Raw genomic sequence first — 1,338 nt, 5'->3', positions numbered from 1 at the left:
GGGCGTGTCCTAGATTTTGTGTAAACGGTCATGAGGCAGGAAACTGCCTTGCTACAAGGAGTAGCGATGACCGTAGAGAAGAAGAAGTCGGCTGTGCCGACGGAGCTGCTGGATAGCTTGCTGGCGAACTACCAGAAACCAGAAGACCTGATCGGCGAGAACGGCCTGCTCAAGCAGCTGACCAAGCTGCTGGTCGAGCGTGCGCTGGATGCGGAGATGACCCAGCACCTGGGACACGGCAAGCACGAGACGGTCGCCAACCCGGCCGGCAACACCCGCAACGGCAAGAGTAAGAAGACACTCAAGGGCGATTTCGGCGAGCTGCCGATCGAGATTCCGCGTGACCGGCAAGGCAGCTTCGAGCCGCAGCTGATCCCCAAGCACCAGACCCGTTGGTCAGGCTTCGACGACAAGATCCTGTCGCTCTACTCGCGCGGCATGACGGTGCGCGAGATCCAGCAGCATCTTGAAGAGATGTACGGCACGGAGATTTCGCCGACGCTGATCTCGTCCGTCACTGACGCTGTCGTCGAAGAGGTGAAAGCCTGGCAGGGCCGACCGCTGGATGCGCTGTATCCGATCGTCTATCTCGACTGCATCCACGTCAAAGTACGCGACAGCGGCGCGGTGCGGGTCAAGGCGGTGTATCTGGCGATCGGCATCAACCTCTCCGGCGAGAAGGAGGTGCTGGGCCTGTGGATCGCCCAGACCGAAGGCGCGAAGTTCTGGCTGCAGGTCGTCACCGAGCTGAGAAACCGCGGCGTGCTCGACATCTTCATCGCCTGCGTCGATGGTCTGAAGGGATTTCCGGAAGCCATCGAAGCCGTGTACCCGAAGACGGTCGTCCAGCTCTGCATCGTGCACCTGGTGCGGCACAGCCTGAACTACGTCAGCTGGAAGATGCGCGCCGAAGTCGCCGAAGACCTCAAGGCAATCTACAGCTGCGCGACCGTCGAAGAAGCCGAGCAGCGGCTCGCCGCGTTCGAAGACAAGTGGGATCACGCCTATCCGCCGATCGGCCAGAGCTGGCGTCGGAACTGGGCGCGCATCACGCCGTTCTTCGACTACCCGCCGGAGATCCGCAAGGTGATCTACACGACCAACGCCATCGAGTCGGTGAACATGAGTCTGCGCAAGCTGACCAAGAACCGGGGATCGTTTCCCAGCGACGAGGCGCTGATCAAGCTCTTCTATCTGGCGCTGCGAAACATCAGTCAGCGGTGGACCCTGCCGATCCGTGATTGGAAGGCGGCGCTCACCCGATTTACCATCCAGTTCGAAGACAGGATGCCTATCCGTTAACCCACCCGCCGTTTACACAAAAATCCGGACACGCTC

At 60.6% G+C, this 1,338-nt stretch carries 1 protein-coding gene; it reads left to right on the top strand.

The genetic code is table 11. The features are described 5' to 3' along the window. The first annotated feature begins 66 nt into the window (after window positions 1-66). On the top strand, window positions 67-1,302 hold the full coding sequence (locus AC3WUF_RS20940) for an IS256 family transposase (protein WP_492429340.1): 1,236 nt from the start codon (window positions 67-69) through the stop codon (window positions 1,300-1,302). Window positions 1,303-1,338 lie beyond the last annotated feature (36 nt).

The sequence above is a fragment of the Fontimonas sp. FW305-C-3 genome (assembly GCF_058783185.1).
Note: the sequence above shows the minus strand (reverse complement) of the source record. Positions and strands in the feature narration are given on the sequence as shown.